The organism is Pseudomonas syringae, from assembly GCF_021605415.1.
Taxonomy (GTDB): Bacteria; Pseudomonadota; Gammaproteobacteria; order Pseudomonadales; family Pseudomonadaceae; genus Aquipseudomonas; species Aquipseudomonas syringae_S.
Genome location: NZ_WKEQ01000009.1, coordinates 34,056 through 53,068 on the forward strand (window position 1 = coordinate 34,056; position 19,013 = coordinate 53,068).

A 19,013-nucleotide genomic window follows, 5' to 3' on the forward strand; every position below is an offset into this window, starting at 1 on the left:
AGCTCCCACAGGTTGGTGGTAAGCACGGATTGGGTGAACACCAACGATCACTGTGGGAGCTGGCTTGCCAGCGATGGCATTTTCAGGTTTTCGATAAAACTTCAGGCCAGTTCTTTCAGGCGATGCCACAACATCCCCAGCGCCAACAACGGCGAGCGCAAATGTTTGCCGCCCGGGAAGGTGATGTGCGGCACTTTGGCGAACAAATCAAAACCGCCGCTGTGCTGCCCGCTGATGGCTTGCGCCAGCAACTTGCCCGCCAGGTGCGTGGCATTGACCCCGTGACCGGAATACGCCTGCGCGTAATACACGTTCGGCTGATCCGCGAGCCGGCCGATCTGTGGCAAACGGTTGGCACCGATGCCGATCATCCCGCCCCACTGATAATCGATCTTCACGTTGGCCAGTTGCGGGAACACTTCCAGCATTTTCGGGCGCATGTACGCGGCGATGTCCTGCGGATCGCGCCCGGAATAATGGCAGGCGCCGCCAAACAGCAAGCGCCGGTCCGCCGAGAGGCGGTAGTAATCCAGCGCCACCCGCTGGTCGCAGACCGCCATGTTTTGCGGGAGCAAGGCGTGGGCCTGTGCTTCGCTCAATTGCTCGGTGGCGATGATGTAGCTGCCGGCGGGCAGAACTTTGCCGCTGAGTGTCGGGTTGAGGTCGTTGAGATAGGCGTTGCAGCCCAGCACAAGGCTTTTCGCCCGCACCGAACCTTGCGCGGTATGCACCTTCACTTCAGGGCCGTAATCGATGCGCGTGACCGCCGACTGCTCAAACAGTTTGACGCCCAGTTGCCGTGCCGCTGCCGCCTCGCCGAGCGCCAGGTTCAGTGGGTGTAAATGGCCGGAGCCCATGTCGATCAATCCGCCGATGTAGCGTTTGGAACCGACCACCGTATGCATTTCATCGGCCCGCAGCAGGCGGGTTTCGTAGCGATAGCCGAGGCTGCGCAGTTCTTCCGCGTCTTCGGCAAAACCTTCGAGATCGCGGGGCTTGTTGGCGAGGTCGCAGTAGCCCCAAGTCAGGTCGCAGGGGATCTGAAAACGCTCGACGCGCTGGCGGACGATCTCCACGGCTTCCAGGCCCATGAGCTTCATCTCGCGCACGCCGTCGGCACCGATGACATTCTCGAATTGGTCGAGGCCGTGGCCGACGCCGCGAATCAATTGCCCACCGTTGCGACCGCTGGCGCCCCAGCCGATTTTACGGGCCTCGAGCAGCACCACGTCGAGGCCGCGTTCGGCCAGTTCCAGCGCGGTGTTCAAGCCCGAGAAGCCGCCGCCGACGACGCACACATCGGCAGTCATCTCGCCTTGCAGCACCGGGTGATCGGATTGCGGCAGACTGCTGGCGGCGTAGTAGGAAGCCACGTGGGGTTGGCTCGCGCGGGCGTTCATGGGCGTCATCCTGAGGCGGGGGGGGCGTGAAAAATTGGACGGAGCATAAGCCGGACGCCGGAAAACGGGCAACACTGGTCGGCCATTGCTGTCTGGATCGCTGCTTTTACGGCAAAATCGCCGCCTATTCCGCTTTCGGTCACCGCTTCGATGAGCTGTAACAGCCAGACAATTCGCATCCTGCGTCAGCAGATCCCCACGTTCGAATGCGTGCCGGGCTGCCATGACTGTTGTGGGCCAGTGACCACCTCACCCGAAGAAATGTCGCGCCTGCCGCGCAAGACCCGCGCCGAGCAGGACGCTGCCATGGAAGCACTCAACTGTGTGCACCTGGGGCCGAACGGCTGCACGGTGTATGGCGAGCGTCCGCTGATCTGCCGGTTGTTCGGCACCACCCAAACCCTGCCGTGCCCGAACGGACGCAGGCCAGTGGAGCTGATTCATCCGCGGGTAGAAAAGCAGGTATTCGAATACATGGCGGCCAATCGGCAGGTGTTGGTCTAGCTGGCGCGTCCACATTTCACCGAGTCGACGCGATCGCTGGCAAGCCAGCTCCCACAGTGATTGCAGACATGCATTGAATCTCCATTCGCCGCCAACCCTGTGGGAGCTGGCTTGCCAGCGATAGGGCCGGCCCAGGCGCTACAAATTTTCAATCCGGGATCGGCAGGTTCAGGCTCTCTTTCACCTCTTCCATCACGATATAGCTCTTGGACTCGCGCACATGCGGCAGTTTGAGCAGGATGTCGCCGAGCAGTTTGCGGTACGAGGCCATCTCGGAAATCCGCGCCTTCACGAGATAGTCGAAATCCCCTGACACCAGATGACACTCCAGCACGTGAGGCAATTTCAGCACGGCGCGGCGGAATTCCTCGAACGTGTCGCCGGATTTGTAATCCAGGCTGATCTCGACAAACACCAGCAGGCTACCCTTCAAATGCTGCGGATTCAGCCGGGCGTTGTAGCCCATGATGATGCCTTCGCGCTCCAGCCGGCGTACCCGCTCGGTACAGGGCGTCGTGGAGAGTCCGACCTTTTCGCCGAGTTCGGTGAAGGAAATCCGCCCGTCCGCTTGCAGGATCCGCAAGATGTTGCGGTCGATCTTGTCCAGCTCACGTTTGGTCTGAGTGTTGGTACGCATAGGGGATGCGCCTCCGTGAAAAGGGTTTTTGCCGAGAATTGTCGCCAAATATAGGCGCTTATATAGTGAAAAGCACTGGCAAATCTTTTTTACACTGCGCCTATTCTCGCTCTAACAACACACGTCCGCGGCAAGCCGCGATGAGGGATACAAAATGCGCGTCATGGTCTTGGGTAGCGGCGTCATCGGTACCGTCAGTGCTTATTATCTGGCGCGTGCCGGGTTTGAAGTGGTGGTGGTCGACCGGCAGCCGGCCGCTGCCATGGAGACCAGTTTCGCCAACGCCGGCCAGGTTTCGCCGGGTTATGCCTCACCTTGGGCCGCGCCGGGCGTGCCGCTCAAGGCCATCAAGTGGTTACTGCAACGTCACGCGCCGCTGGCGATCAAGGCTACCGCCGACATCGACCAATACCTGTGGATGGCGCAGATGCTGCGCAACTGCACGGCGAGCCGCTACGCAGTGAACAAGGAGCGCATGGTGCGGTTGTCCGAGTACAGCCGCGATTGCCTCGATGAACTGCGCGCTGAAACCGGTATCGCCTACGAAGGCCGCAGCCTCGGCACCACGCAACTGTTCCGCACCCAGGCGCAACTGGACAACGCCGCCAAAGACATCGCCGTGCTGAAAGAGTCCGGCGTGCCGTTTGAAGTCCTCGACCGTGCCGGCATTGCCCGAGTCGAACCGGCGTTGGCCAACGTCACTGACATTCTCGCGGGTGCCTTGCGCCTGCCGAACGACCAGACCGGCGACTGCCAGATGTTCACCACGCAACTGGCGGACATGGCGGCCAGACTGGGCGTTGAATTCCGCTTCGGTCAGGACATCCAGCGCCTCGATTTTGCCGGTGACCGGATCAACGGCGTGTGGATCGACGGCAAGCTGGAAACCGCCGACCGCTACGTGCTGGCCCTCGGCAGCTATTCGCCGCAACTGCTCAAGCCGCTGGGCATCAAAGCTCCGGTTTACCCGCTCAAAGGTTACTCGCTGACTGTGCCGATCACCGACCCGGCGATGGCCCCGACCTCGACCATCCTTGATGAAACCTACAAAGTCGCGATCACCCGTTTCGACAACCGCATTCGTGTCGGCGGCATGGCCGAAATCGCCGGTTTCGATCTGTCGCTGAATCCGCGTCGGCGCGAAACCCTGGAGATGATCGTCAACGACCTTTATCCTCAGGGCGGCGATTTGAGCCAGGCGAGTTTCTGGACAGGCCTGCGCCCGACCACGCCGGACGGTACGCCGATTGTTGGCGCGACAGCATTCAAAAATCTGTTCCTGAACACCGGTCACGGCACCCTCGGGTGGACGATGGCTTGTGGATCCGGTCGCCTGCTAGCCGATCTGATGGCCAAGAAAAAGCCGCAGATCAGCGCCGAAGGCCTCGATATTTCCCGTTATGGCAACAAAACCCAGGAGTCCGCAAAACATGTCAATCCAGCGCCAGCTCACCAATGAGCGCATGAGTCAGATCGTCAGCCACAACGGCACCGTGTACCTGGCCGGGCAGGTCGGCGACGACTTCGACGCCGGGATTGAACAGCAGACCCGTGACGTGCTCGCCAATATCGAGCGCTTGCTGGATCTGGCCGGTACGGACAAACAGCATCTGCTGTCGGTGACGATCTACCTCAACGACATCGAAGCGCACTTTGCCGGGATGAACGCGGTATGGGATCAGTGGCTGCCCAAAGGCGCCGCCCCGGCCCGGGCCACCGTCGAAGCGAAGATGGCCAAGCCGAGCATCCTCGTCGAAATGTCGGTGGTTGCCGTACTGCCATAACCGTTTGTAACGATCCTCTCCCGGTGCTGCTGGCAGTTCACGCCGTCAGCCTGCGCCGGTTTTTATTTTCATGACCGCCTAGAAGTCTGCCGCCATGCGTCCAGCCCGTGCCCTTATCGATCTCCAAGCCTTGCGCCACAACTACCGAATCGCCCGCGAGGTCACCGGCGCCAAAGCGTTGGCCGTGATCAAGGCCGATGCTTATGGCCATGGCGCGGTGCGTTGTGCCCAAGCGCTGGAAACCGAGGCCGATGGGTTCGCTGTGGCGTGCATCGAGGAAGCGCTGGAATTGCGCACCGCCGGTATCCGCGCTCCGGTGCTGTTGCTTGAGGGCTTCTTCGAGGCTGATGAGCTGGCGCTGATCGTCGAGCATGATTTCTGGTGCGTGGTGCATTCGCTGTGGCAGCTAGAAGCGATCGAGCAAGCGGCGCTGAGCAAGCCGATCACCGTATGGTTGAAGCTCGACTCCGGCATGCACCGCGTCGGTCTGCATCCGAAAGACTACACCACGGCTTATCAACGGCTGCTCGCCAGCGGCAAAGTCGCCAAGATCGTGCTGATGAGCCACTTCGCCCGCGCTGATGAACTGCATGCGCAAAGCAGCCTTGAACAGGTTGCCGTGTTCGACGCGGCGCGTCAGGGGCTGGCCGCTGAAGTGAGCCTGCGCAACTCGCCTGCCGTGCTGGGTTGGCCGCAGATCCACAGCGACTGGGTGCGCCCGGGCATCATGCTTTACGGTGCCACGCCGTTCGAAGAAGCCAGCGTCGTGGCGGATCGGCTGCAACCGGTGATGACCCTCGAATCGAAAGTCATCAGCGTGCGCGAATTGCCGGCCGGCGAGCCGGTGGGGTACGGGGCGACCTTCATCACCGACAAGCCGATGCGCCTCGGCGTAGTCGCCATGGGTTATGCCGATGGCTATCCGCGTCAGGCACCGACCGGCACGCCGGTGCTGGTGGCTGGCAAACGCAGCCGCCTGATCGGCCGGGTGTCAATGGACATGCTCTGCATCGACCTCACTGACGTGCCGGAAGCGGGACTGGGTTCGACTGTTGAACTGTGGGGCAAAAACATCCTCGCCAGCGACGTGGCGAAGGCGGCTGATACGATTCCGTACCAGATCTTCTGCAACCTGCGTCGGGTGCCAAGGCTCTATTCCGGGGATTGACGGCGGGCCTGGGGCCAAGTGTTGTAAATACTGAACGCTGTCGCCATGATGACGCTCAATATCCTTACAACAACAGGAGGCTCCAGCCTTGGACGTCGGTGAACGACTGCAATCCATTCGAAAGCTCAAAGGACTTTCCCAGCGTGAACTCGCCAAACGCGCGGGCGTCACCAACAGCACCATTTCGATGATCGAAAAGAACAGCGTCAGCCCTTCGATCAGCTCGCTGAGAAAAGTGCTGAGCGGGATTCCCATGTCCATGGTCGAGTTCTTTTCCGAAGAAATCCTCCAGGAGAAACCGACGCAGGTGGTCTACAAGGCCAACGAGCTGATCGACATTTCCGACGGCGCCGTGACCATGAAACTGGTCGGCCGCGCTCATCCGAGCCGCGCCATCGCGTTCCTCAACGAAATCTACCCACCGGGCGCCGACACCGGCGAAGAAATGCTCACCCATGAGGGCGAGGAGACGGGGATTCTGGTGGAAGGTCGTCTCGAATTGGTGGTCGGGCTCGAAACATTTTTGCTCGAAGCCGGCGACAGCTACTACTTTGAAAGTACCAAGCCGCATCGTTTCCGTAATCCGTTCGATGCACCGGCGCGACTAATCAGCGCAGCGACACCGGCAAATTTTTAAACAAAGAGGCGCCAGGCCATAACGGCGAAGGTACCCGGACTTTTTTCCAGTGCGCAATATAACCCCTAAGACTTTGGGGTTGTTTCAGTGTCGCGGGCTACCCGCTATACTTGCGCCGCCTGCGAACCGTGGCCGCAGGCGTGAATAGCCACCATTGAGGGTGAACGCGTGAATCTAATTATGAAAATGCTGGCCGCACCAGCAACCGTATTGGCCCTCTGGGCTGTCAGCGCTCAAGCTGCGACGAACGACGACATTGCCAAACGCCTTGAGCCCGTCGGCCAGGTCTGCGTCCAGGGCAAGGAATGCAAAGGCATGGAGGTTGTTGCGACCGCTGGCGGCGGCGCGGCGAAAACACCTAAAGACGTGATTGCCAAACATTGCAACGCCTGCCATGGCACTGGCCTGCTGGGCGCGCCGAAAATCGGTGATGCCGCCGCCTGGAAAGAACGCGCCGATCACCAGGGCGGTCTCGACGGCATCCTGGCCAAGGCCATTACGGGTGTTAACTCGATGCCGCCGAAAGGCACCTGTGCTGACTGCACGGATGAGGAGTTGAAGGCTGCGATCCAGGAGATGTCCGGCCTGAAATAAGGCGCTCGTCTGATGAAAAAACCGTCTTCGGACGGTTTTTTCTTGCCTGCACTTCGGGCCGGCGACTGGTCATTGCAGCAAAACCCCGGCACTCTCGGTCTACCTCTATTCACGGAACGGGCGGGAGGCTTCAGATGGTGCAGTTGTGTTCGATCGAACAGGCAGTGGATGACGTGTTGGCGCGCTTGCCGGCGCATATCCGCATGGGGTTGCCGCTGGGCCTGGGCAAACCCAATCAATTCGTCAACGCGCTGTACCGGCGGATGAAAGACTTGCCCGAACGGCAACTGACGGTCTACACCGCGCTATGTCTAGGCCGTCCCTCGTTGGGCGATGGTTTGCAGAAGCGCTTCATCGAGCCCTTTGTCGAGCGCGTTTTCGGCGATTATCCCGAACTGGATTTTCTTGCGGATCTGCAACGGGACAGCCTGCCGCCGAACATCCGTATCGAGCAGTTTTTCATGCAGCCCGGTACTCTGCTCAACAGCGCCCCGGCGCAACAGGATTATGTCAGCAGCAATTACAGCCACGCCGCCCGCGACATCAACGCGGCGGGTCTGAACCTGGTGGCGCAATTGCTCGCCAGCAGCAGCGAACATCCGGATCGCCTGAGCCTGAGCTGCAACCCCGACATCACCCTCGACCTGTTGCCAATGATTGCCAAGCGCCGAGCGGCCGGGGAAACCATTCTGCTGGTCGGGCAAGTTCATGATGACCTGCCGTACATGCCCGGTGACGCGGAAATCGACATCGACACCGTCGACCTGCTGATAGACGCCAAGGACGCCACGACGCTGTTTTCCACGCCGAACATGCCGGTCGGCTTTCAAGATCATTTCATCGGCCTGCACGCCAGTACGCTGGTGCGCGACGGTGGCACGTTGCAGATCGGCATCGGTTCGATGGGTGATGCGCTGACCGCAGCGCTGCTTGCTCGTCAGGCTGATAGCGAAGGTTACCGAGCACTGCTGGCGGACATAAATCTCAGCCAGTGGGCGCAAATGATCGAACGCGAAGGTGGCACGGCACCGTTCGCCAAAGGCCTGTACGGATGCAGTGAAATGTTCGTCAACGGCCTGCTGGTGCTGGCCGAGGCCGGGATCATCCGACGCAAGGTCTATCCGGACGTGCCGACCCAGGAGCGCGCCAATGCCGGCACTCTCGACGAAGCGGCGCAGCCCGACGGCATCTCGGTGCACGGCGGCTTCTTCCTCGGGCCGCGCAGTTTCTACGAGCGCCTGCGGGAGTTGCCGCAGAGCAAGCGTCTTGAATTCAACATGACGCGCATCAGCTACATCAACGAGCTGTACGGTCAGGAAGAGCTCAAGCGCTTGCAACGCCTTGATGCGCGCTTCATTAACACCGTGTTCACCATGACGTTGCTTGGCGCTGGTGTGGCGGATCAGTTGGAGGACGGTCGTGTGCTGAGCGGCGTCGGCGGTCAGTACAACTTCGTTGCCCAGGGCCATGCGCTGGACGGTGCGCGGTCGATGTTGATCCTGCGCAGCTGGCGTGAGTCGGGCGGCGAGGTGAGTTCGAACATTGTCTGGGAATACGGCCACTGCACCATCCCCCGGCACCTGCGCGACATCGTCGTCACCGAATACGGCATCGCCGACCTGCGCGGCAAGCCGGATGCAGCGGTGATCGAGGCACTGCTGAATATCAGTGACTCGCGTTTTCAGTCAGCACTGATCGAACAGGCGCAGAAAGTCGGCAAGCTGCCGAAAGATTTTCGTATCGACCCGCGCTTCGCCGACAACACACCGCAGCGCTTGCAAGCGATTGCCGCGCGACATCCGAACCTGTTTCCGGAGTATCCGTTGGGTTGCGATTTCACCGAAGTGGAACGGGATCTGTTGCGGGGTCTGAACTGGCTCAAGAGCAAATTCAAACTCACCGAAATTCTCGACTTGGGCAAAGCCGCGCTGGATGCACCCGAGGCTTCGATGTATCCCGAACACCTCGAACGCATGCAACTGACAGACCCCGAAGGCCTGAAAGAAGAACTCTTCCAGCGCCTCCTGCTCACCAGCCTAAAAGCCACCACCCAATAACAACCCGCCGTAAAACCTGTATGAACTGCGGCACGCTGCGATCTTTTGATCTTGATCTTGTTCTTGAAAAGCAGATCAAAAGATCGCAGCCTCGTTTCACTCGACAGCTCCTGCATGGGCGGCGTGGCTGGTTATTCCATAAACGACGCCGTCCTCAAGTCCACCCCCCAATAAACGACCACCACAAAACCAACTGTAGGAGTGAGCCTGCTCGCGATAGCTGTGTGTCAGTCAACGAAGATGCAGACTGAACATATGCCATCGCGAGCAAGCTCATTCCCTACACGTCAGGCGCATGCAAGTGAGTGAGTTGGATGGATGCTCACGGACGGGCTAAGAAAGTCTATGTGGTAGCCCGACGAACCATCACCAATAGCTAAATGAATACCACTGATTCCTTCATTCATTTGGGAATTGATTGTGTAATCAATTTTGTTCGAGATGGATTCGTTAACGCCGATGGCAAATTCCGTAAGTTTCAGCCCGCGTTTGCCAGCAGCGAGATCCAGGAGTTTTACATGTTCTTCGTTATTTATTTTTAATGAAGTTATGTTGTTTTCTTTTATCGTGAGGGAGGCTTTTTCGTTTGATATTTGATCGCTTAGCCGTTTCAAAGATATTTTTAGACCGGAAGGTAACTCGGGGTTAGACTTTCTAAGTACAGTCAGTATTCCAGAAATATTCAAGGTGCCTGAAAATATAAAAGGGCAGGGCTCGAATGGGTTCATATGTGCGTAATGAACTTCAAAGAATTCTGCGACAGACTGCACAAAATTTCCGGTCACATCTTCGCCAAGCAATGCATAAGCCTTTGCATGGGGAAGAATAGATACGGTTGCATTAGATTCGTTACCAGACAACGAAAATGTCTGGTAGGAGTTAAGCATATTCAATACAGCTCGTTGCGAGCAGAGGGATTGCTGAAAGTCGCTGTTCAGCAGAAGCTTTAGACTGTAAAGCGCGGCGACCAAGGAAGGCTCAAATACTTGAGTTGCGCAGAAGATGATTTTTTTGCGCGCTGTTTTCTTGGCGATCTCAAATGTCATTTTTGCAGCTTCGTTGCTGAAAGAAAAAACGATGCTGTTTTTTGGAAATGCCTCTAATTGAGCAATATTGGCCGTTGTGAATCCCAAGAGCTCGCATTCTCTGAGGAATTCATTCGAGTCGGCGATAATGGAAAATTCTTCATTATTGAAGAGCGTCGACGCTATATTTGGCGATGACATAAAACCCTCCTTGTTCTGAAGTGCGCGGCAAGGGCGGTTGCCGCGCGGTGCTTTCAGTTAATCTTCGGTATGCGCCCAAGCCAACGGTGCCCATCCAAAATTGTCCGGGCCAGAAGTGATTCGATTGAGATTTTCTTTTGCGGTTTTTTTAGTCTGCATTTGATTTTCCTTTTTTTTGATTTTGTTGATCCCCCATGTTGCATGGGGGTGAGCTGATTAATGCATAAGTTGGCAATCGTTTTGAATTATTATTTTCGCTTTTTAAGAATCAATTCTTATGTTTTTATTGGGGGGCGAATGGTTTGGTTATTTAAGTGGATCGCGTCTGTAAGCTTATTCTGAAAGTTGTAAATTCAAGCTTTTTCAATTGTGGTAAGAGGTCTTGTCTGGTTAGGTTTTATTTATGGGCTTTGTTTTCCGGGGCTCATGCCAACCATGAATACAGGGGCACACAGTGCACACATCAAAGAAATGCCTGACAGACGAATCTGTCCACCAAGCCTTACGCCTGACTGACTTAACCGAAAAAAACCAACCCGACCACGCAGTCCGACTACTGCTCAATGAAGTTCTTCAAGGACTCGCAGAAAGAGGCTGGCCCCGAGCCCAGTTGCAGGTTGGGCCAAGGATCGTGTCTGCAGAAGAAAACTACGGTTTGCTGGGTTACGACCCAGCAGAAATTACCCTTGGCAGTGAGCACACACGTTGGGTCGATGAGCATTCGCTTTTGCGAACACAGACCACGAGCCAGATACCTGCGGCCCTTCAGCGGGCCGCTGAGGTTCGTCAGCCGGGACAGACCATTTTGCTGGCAGCACCGGGCATTACCTTCAGGCGTGATAGCCGAGACCGTTGGCATTGCGCCGAGCCGCACCAAATGGACATTTGGGTATTGGGCGATCCAGAGCTGGCATCCCATGAGCATTTGCTGCGTCTTGTTGGCGATATTTTGCAGTCGGCCGTTCCTGAAAAATCCTGGGTTTATAGCGATAGTCCACATCACTACACCGAGGGCGGGATTGAAGTAAATGTGTTGAATGATGGCGTGCCGGTCGAGGTTCTTGAGTGCGGGCGCATCGCGAAGTCGCTATTGCAGCGTTTGCAGATCGATCCGCTGCGCCATGGCGGGCTTGCTCTTGGGATGGGGCTGGATCGCCTGACGATGTTGCGCAAAGGCATTCCTGATATTCGTTTGTTGCGTGACCAAAATGTGCGCGTGCAGGCGCAGATGCATGATCTGGATCCTTGGACTGATGTATCTCGTTTACCGTCGATTGCTCGCGATATCTCGCTAGCAGTTACGCCGGGATTGAGTGAAGAGGTGTTGACCGAGAGGATGTTGCAGGCGGCAGGGGATTGTTCTGGATGGATTGAGGAAATGCGAATCAAGGGGCGTTGGCAACATTCGGATTTACCTGCGCAAGCCATTGAGCGACTCGGAATGCTGCCGGGTCAGGAGAACGTGCTATTGCATGTGGTGCTGCGTGATTGTTCACGCTCAATTACTACCGGCGAGGCGAATGCCTTGTATGCGGATATTCAAGCTGCGATGCACGAAGGAGTGCCTGGGGCGGGGTACAGAATGGATTTGAAGGCTTGAGCCATACCCGGCTCGTGCAGGCGGGCCGCTCATTGTAGGAGCCGAGCTTGCTTGCGAAAGCGTTGGGTCAGTCAAGCATATGTCGACTGATGCGACGCTTTCGCGAGCGGGCTCACTCCTACAGGGGGTAGTGCGGTGTGGCCGGGTTATTCGATGAAGGTGACGACGCCGCCGGCCAGCGATTTCACGCGCGCCAGTGATTCAACGCGGTAGCCCTGGGAGTCGAGTTCGGCGCGGCCGCCCTGGAATGACTTCTCGATCACGATGCCCAGGCCCGCGACGGTGGCGCCGGCCTGTTTGATGATCGAGATCAACGCCTGGGACGCCTTACCGTTGGCCAAAAAGTCGTCGATGATCAGCACGCGGTCGCTGCTGGTCAGGTGACGCGGGGAGATGGCCACGGTGCTTTCGGTTTTTTTGGTGAACGAGTAGACGGTCGCCGACAGCAGGTTTTCAGTCAGGGTCAGGGACTGCTGCTTGCGCGCGAAGATCACCGGGACGCCGAGGTTCAGACCGGTCATGATCGCCGGGGCGATGCCCGAGGCTTCGATGGTGACGATTTTGGTAATGCCCGAATCCTTGAACAGCGCGGCGAATTCGTCGCCGATCAGCTTCATCAGGGCCGGGTCGATCTGGTGGTTCAGAAAGGCGTCGACTTTCAGTACCTGGTCGGAAAGCACGATGCCTTCGTCGCGGATTTTCTTGTGCAGTGCTTCCATGAAGCTGTCCTCGGTCGGCGCTTGTGCGCCCTGGGCTTGTAAAAAAAGGGGTCAATTCTAGCGCTTTAACATCGCGCGTATATCAGCCAATGCGCTATTGCCCCGCACGGCTTTGACTTCGGTCGGTGTGTCGTCGTTGCCTTCCCAGGCCAGATCGTCCGGTGGCAGTTCATCGAGGAAGCGGCTCGGCGCGCAATCGATGATCTCGCCGTACTGCTTGCGCTTGGCCGCGAAGGTGAACGCCAGGGTCTGGCGCGCGCGGGTGATGCCCACGTAGGCCAGACGGCGTTCTTCTTCGATGGTGTCGGCTTCGATACTGGAGCGGTGCGGGAGGATTTCCTCTTCCATGCCCATGATGAACACGTAAGGAAATTCCAGCCCCTTAGAGGCATGCAGGGTCATCATCTGCACGCCTTCAGCGCCGTCTTCCTCTTCCTGCTGGCGTTCGAGCATGTCGCGCAGCACGAGTTTGCCGATGGCGTCCTCGACGGTCATTTCGCCGTCTTCGTCTTTTTCCAGGGTGTTTTTCAGCGCCTCGATCAGAAACCAGACGTTGCCCATCCGGTAGTCCGCAGCCTTGTCGCTGGAACTGTTGGTGCGCAGCCAGTTTTCGTAGTCGATGTCCATGACCATGCTGCGCAGCGCCGAGATCGGGTCTTCGCCGGCGCACTGCTCGCGTACCTTGTCCATGAAGCGCTTGAAGCGCGACAGGCGATCGGTGAAGCGGCTGTCGAGGTGCTCGCCCAGGCCGATTTCGTCAGTGGCGGCGTACATCGAAATCTTGCGCTCGGTGGCGTAGTTGCCGAGTTTCTCCAGCGTGGTCGAGCCGATCTCGCGGCGCGGCACGTTAATCACGCGCAGGAAGGCGTTGTCGTCGTCCGGGTTCACGATCAGGCGGAAGTAGGCCATCAGGTCTTTCACTTCCTGCCGGCCGAAGAAGCTGTTGCCGCCGGACAGGCGATACGGCACCTGGTGATGCTGCAACTTCAGCTCGATCAGCTTGGCCTGGTAGTTGCCGCGATACAGGATCGCAAAATCGCTGTACGGCCGGTCGGTGCGCAAGTGCAGGCTGAGGATTTCCATGGCCACGCGCTCGGCTTCGGCGTCTTCGTTGCGGCAGCGGATCACGCGGATTTCGTCGCCGTGGCCCATTTCACTCCACAGCTGTTTTTCGAATTCGTGCGGGTTGTTCGAAATCAGCACGTTGGCGCAACGCAGAATGCGGCTGGTGGAGCGGTAGTTTTGTTCGAGCATGACCACTTTCAAGGACGGATAGTCGTCCTTGAGCAGCATCAGGTTTTCCGGGCGCGCGCCGCGCCAGGCGTAGATCGACTGGTCGTCATCGCCCACCACGGTGAACTGGTTGCGCTTGCCGATAAGCATTTTCACCAGCAGGTATTGGCTCGCGTTGGTGTCCTGATATTCGTCGACGAGCAGGTAGCGAACCTTGTTCTGCCACTTTTCGAGAATGTCGGCGTTGGCCTCGAACAGCTTCACCGGTTGCAGGATCAGGTCGTCGAAATCCACCGCATTGAACGCCTTGAGCGTGCGCTGATAGTGGGTGTAGACGATGGCGGCGGTCTGTTCCTTGGGGTTGCGCGCGTTTTCCAGGGCTTCGGGCGGCAACACCAGGTCGTTTTTCCAGGCGCCGATCATGTTCTTGATCTCGTCGACGCCGTCGTCGCCCGCGTATTCCTTCTGCATGATGTCGGTCATCAGGGCTTTGACGTCGGTCTCGTCGAAGATCGAGAAACCGGGTTTGTAGCCCAGCCGCGCGTGTTCCTTGCGGATGATGTTCAGGCCCAGGTTGTGGAAGGTGCAGACCGTCAGGCCGCGACCTTCGCCGGCACGCAGCAGGGTGCCGACCCGTTCCTTCATCTCGCGCGCGGCCTTGTTGGTGAAGGTCATGGCGACGATGTACTGGGCACGGATGCCGCAGTTCTGGATCAGGTGCGCGATTTTGCGCGTGATCACGCTGGTCTTGCCGGAGCCAGCGCCGGCGAGCACCAAAAGAGGGCCGCCGACATAGCTCACGGCTTCTTGCTGCCGGGGATTGAGTCGGGACATACGGAATCAGGGAGTCGATGACGAAATGGGCCGGCATTTTAACAGGCTGAGCAATTTATGCTGGTCTCTCCGACTTGTGACGCAGCACGCGATTCAAATTTGCCGGTTTTGATACTTTCACGCAGGATACGCGGTGATTTTGCGTCTAATGTTCTCATTCATGACACACATCGGGTGCTGACTGCCCAGTCACTGGTCGTGTTAATGGTTCATTGGTCTGCACATCGGCATAATGCCGCCGCCCACATCATTGCAGAGTCTAGGGAGTCAGCTTGTCTACGCCTGTCGAACCCTTGCGTTTGCTGCTACTGGCCGAAGAGCCAGCGTGGACAGCGTTGTTGCGCGAGTGTCTGGCTCCGATGGGGAGTGCGGCGGTGCTGATCAGCGCGCCGGACTGGGAGTCGGTCAGCAGTCTGTTCGCCGACAATCGCAACGCGGTGTTATTGACCCAACCGGCACTGCAACCGTTGCCCGGCCGTTGCAGCTTGCCCATGGTTTTGCTGCTTGAACATGAACCGGATTTTGCGCCCGACGGCGTCAGCGACTGGCTGGTGCGCGATCACCTCGATGTCGGCATGCTGCGCCGCTGCCTGCGCCATGTACGCGAACGCGGTGTACTGGAAAATACCCTGCAACGCCTGGCCGAACAGGATCCGCTGACCGGCATCGCCAACCGCCAGGGTTTTCAGACTCTGCTGGCGGCACGACTGTCGGAAAACGACGGTCGCGGCCTGGCTTTGGGGCATCTGGATCTCGATAACTTCCGTCACGCCAACGATGCCCTCGGCCATCAAGCGGGCGATCGCCTCATCCTGCAAGTCGTTGCGCGGCTGAAAAGTCAGCTGGAAGCCGGCGATCAACTGGCGCGGCTGGGCAGCGACGAATTTGCCTTGCTGATCGACACCCGCCGCGCGCCGCAACGCGCCGAGTGGATGGCCGAACGCATCACTGAAGCGTTGGCCGAACCGTACTGGGTCGACGGCGAAAGCCTGTTGATCGGCTCCAGCCTCGGTATTGCCCATGCTCGCGCCCAGGCCGGTGCCGATCCGCTGATGTGGCACGCGCACATCGCCATGCAACAGGCGAAAAGCACCCAGGGCTGCACCTTTCACATCTTCAACGAACGCATCAACCGCAACGCGCGGAGCATGGCCGATCTCGAAAGCGAGCTGCGCCGGGCCTTGCGTCGCGACGAGCTGGAGCTGCATTACCAGCCGCGCCTGAACCTGATCGATGGCCGGATCGTCGGCCTCGAAGCCTTGGTGCGCTGGCGTCACAGCGAACGTGGTTTGCTGCCGCCGAGCGAGTTTGTGCCGCTGGCCGAGCAAAGCGGGCTGATCGTGCCGCTGGGATATTGGGTGATTTCCCGGGCCCTTCGCGACATGCAGGATTTGCGCGAGCGCGGACTGCCGGCGCTGCACATGGCGATCAATCTGTCGTTCCGCCAGTTTCAGGACAGCCAGTTACTCTCGACATTGAGCCGTTTGATTGCCGAGCGCGGTGTCGAGGCGCAATGGCTGGAATTTGAACTCACCGAAACCGCCGTGATGCGCCGCAGCGATCTGGTCAAGCAAACCATGGATGCCCTCGGCCGCCTCGGCGTGCGGTTTTCGCTGGACGATTTTGGCACCGGGTTCTCGTCGTTCGTGCACCTCAACAGCCTGCCGATCACCTTGTTGAAAGTCGACAAGAGCTTTGTGGGTGGCATGGAAGAGCGTGAGGAAAACCGCAAACTGGTGCACGCGATGATCAACCTCGCGCACAACCTGCATCTGGAAGTCGTCGCCGAAGGGGTGGAAACCACGGAGCAGCTGGATTTGCTGCGCGGTTTTGGTTGCGATCAGGTGCAGGGGTATCTGATCAGCAAGCCGCTGCCGTTGGGGGAATTGGTTGAGTATTTGAGTTTTAGTTCGGGCGATCAGCCAATGCTGGGAATCGTCAGCTGAACACGGAGCACCTGTAGGAGCGAGCTTGCTCGCGAGAGCGGTGTATCAGTCAACGAAGATGTCGACGGAAAACACGCATTCGCGAGCAGGGGGTTCAGTCAGCTTCTGCAACGGTGAACTGATTGGATGATGCCGGCTCGCGTCCAATCATTCGCTTCATCTTCCATTCGAACGCCAGCGTCAAACTCACCGCCGCGCACGCCAGCCCCAGCGCCAGCCCCCACCAGACGCCCGTCGGCCCCCAGTTGAGATGGAACGCCATCCACCAGGCTGCCGGTGCGCCAATCAGCCAATAGCAGCCAAGTCCGACCAGGAACGTGGTTTTGGCATCCTTAAGCCCACGGATGCAGCCCATTGCGATGGTTTGCACACCGTCGAACAGTTCGAACCATGCCGCCACCGCCAGCAGACTCACTGCCAGACGGATTACTTCGGCAAATGCCGGATCGTTGTGATCAAGAAACAAGCCGATCAATTCGTTCGGCAAGAACCAGAACACCATCGCAAAGCACAGCATCGCCACGGCACCGAACGTAATCCCGACCCGTCCGGACATCCGCGCATCGGCCAGTTGCCCGGCGCCGTAATGCTGGCCGATGCGCATGGTGATCGCGTATGAAAGCCCCGCCGGCACCATGAATGCCACCGAGACGATTTGCAGCGCGATCTGATGCGCTGCCAATTGCGTGCTGCCCATGGTGCCCATGCACAGCGCCGCGAAGGCGAACAATCCGACTTCCACCGCATAGGTGCCACCGATCGGCAGGCCCAGGCGCCAGAGCTCTTTGAGGTATTGCCGGTTCGGTCGCGACAGGCCGGCGCGCAACGGATAAGCGTCGTAGGCCGGATGTCGGCGGATGTGCCAGGCCAATGCCAGCGCCATGCAGTTGGCGACAATTGCCGTGACCATGCCGATGCCCGTCAGGCCCATTTTTGGCAGTCCGAACATTCCTGTGATCAGCGCATAGTTGAGCAGGAAGTTGGCCACAGTGCCGGCGAGGCTGATCACCATCACCGGTGTCGCCCGGCCGATGGCGCTGGTGAAACCGCGCAGGGCCATGAAGCTCAGATAGCCGGGGAGGGCGAAGGGCAGGGCCAGCAGAAACTGCCCGGCGGCATTGACGTTGGTTTCGGTCTGGCCGAACAGCAGCAACACCGGTTTGAGGTTCCACAGCAGCAGCCCCGCGCCGAGCGCCATCAGCCACGCCAGCCACAACCCGGCCTGAGTCAGTCGTGCGGCACCGATAATGTCGCCGGCACCCTGACGAATCGCCACCAACGTGCCGACTGCCGCGATCACGCCGATGCAGAAAATTGACACAAAAGAATAACTCGCCGCGCCAAGACCGCCACCGGCCAGTGCCTCAGGGCTCAGACGCGCCATCATCAGGGTGTCGGTCAGCACCATCAGCATGTGCGCCAACTGTGAGGCAATCAGCGGCCCCGCCAGCCGCAGCAGAGCCCAGAGTTCAGTACGCACAGGACGTTGCATGGTGTTCACATCCATTTGATCAGGGGAGCGAGGAACCATCGATTCTCTGCGCACTTGAGGGTTTGCACAAAGGGATAAAAAGGATGGGTGGCATGATTAAAACTCATCCAGCCGAGTATCTGCTAAGTTGGCGCTGTCCCGCCGTAGGAGCTTTCTGTATGTCGCGTCGTCTTCCTCCCTTGTATGCCTTGCGCGCATTTGAAGCGGCAGCGCGCCACAGTTCGTTCACCCGGGCGGCTGAGGAACTGTCGATTACCCAAAGTGCGGTGAGCCGACATATTCGTACGCTTGAAGAGCATTTTGCCTGCCGCCTGTTTCTTCGCAGTGGACGCAACCTGCAACTGACCGAATCTGCACGCATGTTGCTGCCGGGTATTCGCGACGGTTTCACTGCCCTTGAGCGCGCGTGCAATACCTTGCGCGCCGAAGACGACATCCTGCGCATGAAAGCCCCGTCGACCCTGACCATGCGCTGGCTATTGGCGCGGCTCAGCCGTTTCCGCCATTTACAACCGGGCAATGAGGTGCAACTGACCAGTGCGTGGATGGACATCGATTCGGTGGATTTCAACGATGAGCCGTTCGATTGCGCGGTACTGCTGAGCAATGGCCATTTTCCGCCGGACTGGGAGGCGAGCTATCTGTTTCCCGAGGAGCTGATCCCGGTTGGTGCGCCGAACCTGCTCAACGATGAGCAGCCTTGGGATGTGGCGCGACTGGCCAGTGCCGAATTGCTGCATCCAACGCCTGATCGACGCGACTGGCGCAATTGGCTGCAGCGCATGGGCCTGGCCGATCAGGTGTCACTCAAGGGCGGACAAGTCTTCGATACCCTCGAATTGGGCATGATCGCCGCCGCCCGGGGTTATGGCGTTTCGATGGGGGATTTATTGATGGTGGCCGAAGATGTCGCGCAGGGACGGCTGAGCCTGCCGTGGCCCACGGCGGTCGCCAGCGGAGAAAATTACTACTTGGTGTGGCCAAAAACTCGCCCGGGAGGTGAACGTTTGCGCCGCCTCAGTGACTTCCTGCAAGGCGAAGTCCGCGCCATGGCGCTTCCGCCGGTCACGCGTTTGAGCTGAAACGTTGGAGCCGCCACAATAGCGGCCTTGCGCCATACCCCTGTTTTGTACTCAAGTATTCCGGTTTACCGCCGAATACGTCCAAGTGGAACCGTCGTGC

The 19,013-nt window shown here is 58.6% G+C and carries 17 protein-coding genes; 11 read left to right on the forward strand and 6 right to left on the reverse strand.

What is annotated here, in order from left to right; genetic code table 11:
- Nucleotides 1–101: 101 nt before the first annotated feature.
- On the reverse strand, nt 102–1,400 hold the full coding sequence (locus GIW69_RS08515) for an NAD(P)/FAD-dependent oxidoreductase (RefSeq protein WP_236481714.1): 1,299 nt from the start codon (nt 1,398–1,400) through the stop codon (nt 102–104).
- A 26-nt stretch (nt 1,401–1,426) separates the two neighbouring features.
- Here GIW69_RS08515 and GIW69_RS26205 point away from each other — a divergent pair, with 26 nt between their 5' ends.
- Together GIW69_RS26205 and GIW69_RS08520 are read left to right on the forward strand one after the other, a co-directional pair.
- The gene (locus tag GIW69_RS26205) at nt 1,427–1,561 is read left to right on the forward strand and encodes a hypothetical protein (RefSeq protein ID WP_268945409.1); all 135 of its coding nucleotides are present in this window, start codon (nt 1,427–1,429) and stop codon (nt 1,559–1,561) included.
- Nucleotides 1,551–1,904 carry a YkgJ family cysteine cluster protein gene (locus GIW69_RS08520; RefSeq protein WP_236481715.1) on the forward strand — a complete coding sequence of 118 codons (354 nt, stop codon included), beginning with the start codon at nt 1,551–1,553 and terminating at the stop codon, nt 1,902–1,904. Before GIW69_RS26205 ends, GIW69_RS08520 begins: the two co-directional genes overlap by 11 nt.
- A gap of 148 nt (nt 1,905–2,052) precedes the next feature.
- Here GIW69_RS08520 and GIW69_RS08525 read toward each other — a convergent pair whose 3' ends face one another.
- Nucleotides 2,053–2,541, reverse strand: a complete 489-nt coding sequence (locus GIW69_RS08525) for an Lrp/AsnC ligand binding domain-containing protein (protein ID WP_003206849.1) — start codon at nt 2,539–2,541, stop codon at nt 2,053–2,055.
- Nucleotides 2,542–2,695: 154 nt separating this feature from the next.
- Between GIW69_RS08525 and dadA the strand changes: the two genes are divergently transcribed.
- The 6 genes from dadA to GIW69_RS08555 all read left to right on the forward strand — a co-directional run bounded on the left by dadA (nt 2,696) and on the right by GIW69_RS08555 (nt 8,781).
- The gene (gene dadA, locus GIW69_RS08530) at nt 2,696–4,000 is read left to right on the forward strand and encodes a D-amino acid dehydrogenase (protein ID WP_236481717.1); all 1,305 of its coding nucleotides are present in this window, start codon (nt 2,696–2,698) and stop codon (nt 3,998–4,000) included.
- Nucleotides 3,972–4,325, forward strand: a complete 354-nt coding sequence (locus GIW69_RS08535) for a RidA family protein (RefSeq protein WP_236481718.1) — start codon at nt 3,972–3,974, stop codon at nt 4,323–4,325. The genes dadA and GIW69_RS08535 overlap by 29 nt, the downstream gene beginning before the upstream one ends.
- Before the next feature lie 94 nt (nt 4,326–4,419).
- Nucleotides 4,420–5,493: an alanine racemase gene (alr, locus tag GIW69_RS08540; protein WP_236481719.1), complete on the forward strand. Its 1,074-nt coding sequence runs from the start codon at nt 4,420–4,422 to the stop codon at nt 5,491–5,493.
- Between the two features lie 88 nt (nt 5,494–5,581).
- Nucleotides 5,582–6,130, forward strand: coding sequence for a cupin domain-containing protein (locus GIW69_RS08545; RefSeq protein ID WP_236481721.1), 549 nt, complete (start codon nt 5,582–5,584; stop codon nt 6,128–6,130).
- 180 nt (nt 6,131–6,310) lie between these two features.
- Complete coding sequence (locus GIW69_RS08550; protein ID WP_236481926.1) at nt 6,311–6,724, forward strand: c-type cytochrome; 414 nt, start codon at nt 6,311–6,313, stop codon at nt 6,722–6,724.
- Nucleotides 6,725–6,858: 134 nt separating this feature from the next.
- On the forward strand, nt 6,859–8,781 hold the full coding sequence (locus tag GIW69_RS08555) for an acetyl-CoA hydrolase/transferase C-terminal domain-containing protein (protein ID WP_236481723.1): 1,923 nt from the start codon (nt 6,859–6,861) through the stop codon (nt 8,779–8,781).
- Between the two features lie 287 nt (nt 8,782–9,068).
- Here GIW69_RS08555 and GIW69_RS08560 read toward each other — a convergent pair whose 3' ends face one another.
- Nucleotides 9,069–10,007, reverse strand: a complete 939-nt coding sequence (locus tag GIW69_RS08560) for a CgnE/CgnB domain-containing protein (RefSeq protein WP_236481725.1) — start codon at nt 10,005–10,007, stop codon at nt 9,069–9,071.
- A 454-nt stretch (nt 10,008–10,461) separates the two neighbouring features.
- On the opposite strand from GIW69_RS08560, the gene srmL reads away from it, so the two are divergent.
- Nucleotides 10,462–11,607, forward strand: coding sequence for a PheS-related mystery ligase SrmL (srmL, locus tag GIW69_RS08565; protein ID WP_236481726.1), 1,146 nt, complete (start codon nt 10,462–10,464; stop codon nt 11,605–11,607).
- Nucleotides 11,608–11,753: 146 nt separating this feature from the next.
- On the opposite strand, the gene GIW69_RS08570 is transcribed toward srmL, so the two are convergent.
- Nucleotides 11,754–12,326, reverse strand: coding sequence for a xanthine phosphoribosyltransferase (locus GIW69_RS08570; protein WP_236481727.1), 573 nt, complete (start codon nt 12,324–12,326; stop codon nt 11,754–11,756).
- Nucleotides 12,327–12,383: 57 nt separating this feature from the next.
- Nucleotides 12,384–14,393 carry a DNA helicase Rep gene (gene rep, locus GIW69_RS08575; protein ID WP_236481729.1) on the reverse strand — a complete coding sequence of 670 codons (2,010 nt, stop codon included), beginning with the start codon at nt 14,391–14,393 and terminating at the stop codon, nt 12,384–12,386.
- A 272-nt stretch (nt 14,394–14,665) separates the two neighbouring features.
- On the opposite strand from rep, the gene GIW69_RS08580 reads away from it, so the two are divergent.
- Nucleotides 14,666–16,339, forward strand: coding sequence for a bifunctional diguanylate cyclase/phosphodiesterase (locus tag GIW69_RS08580; protein ID WP_236481731.1), 1,674 nt, complete (start codon nt 14,666–14,668; stop codon nt 16,337–16,339).
- Nucleotides 16,340–16,433: 94 nt separating this feature from the next.
- On the opposite strand, the gene GIW69_RS08585 is transcribed toward GIW69_RS08580, so the two are convergent.
- Nucleotides 16,434–17,831 carry a NorM family multidrug efflux MATE transporter gene (locus GIW69_RS08585; RefSeq protein WP_236481732.1) on the reverse strand — a complete coding sequence of 466 codons (1,398 nt, stop codon included), beginning with the start codon at nt 17,829–17,831 and terminating at the stop codon, nt 16,434–16,436.
- Nucleotides 17,832–17,989: 158 nt separating this feature from the next.
- On the opposite strand from GIW69_RS08585, the gene GIW69_RS08590 reads away from it, so the two are divergent.
- Entirely contained in the window at nt 17,990–18,913 is a 924-nt protein-coding gene (locus GIW69_RS08590) for a LysR substrate-binding domain-containing protein (RefSeq protein WP_236481734.1), read from the forward strand.
- The last annotated feature ends 100 nt before the right edge of the window (nt 18,914–19,013 follow it).